1 protein-coding gene is annotated in these 398 nt (G+C 70.1%); it reads right to left on the bottom strand.

Annotated features, from left to right (window positions below; genetic code table 11):
• On the bottom strand, positions 1 to 398 hold a 398-nt coding region (locus TN53_RS48960; protein WP_234441873.1), incomplete at both ends, for a LysR family transcriptional regulator.

Genomic DNA, 398 nt, shown 5'->3' with positions numbered 1-398 from the left:
CGCCCTCCCGGACGGCCGCCGCCTGTCTCTCGCAGGGCACGTCGGTGAGTTCCATGCGGATGCCGGGGGCGCCGTGGGCGATCCGGCGCAGGAACGGCGTCAGCACGGTGCTCGACTCGCCGCGCGGGAAGCCGATGCGCAGGACCTCGCCGCCGCTCGACGGGGCCCGGCGCGCGACGACGCGCGCCTCTTCGTAGGCGGCCACGCAGCGCCGCAGCGGGCCCAGTACGTCGCGTCCGGCCTCGGTGAGCGAGACCGTGCGACTGGTGCGTTCGATCAGGGTGGCGCCGAATTCCATCTCCAGCTTGCTGACTTGCTGACTCAGTGCAGGCTGGGTGATTCCCAGCCGTTCGGCGGCGTGGCCGAAATGTAAATCTTCCGCCACCGCAAGAAAATAA

Origin of the sequence: Streptomyces sp. WM6386 (assembly GCF_000972385.1) — a bacterium.
GTDB lineage: Bacteria > Actinomycetota > Actinomycetes > Streptomycetales > Streptomycetaceae > Streptomyces.
Note: the sequence above shows the minus strand (reverse complement) of the source record. Positions and strands in the feature narration are given on the sequence as shown.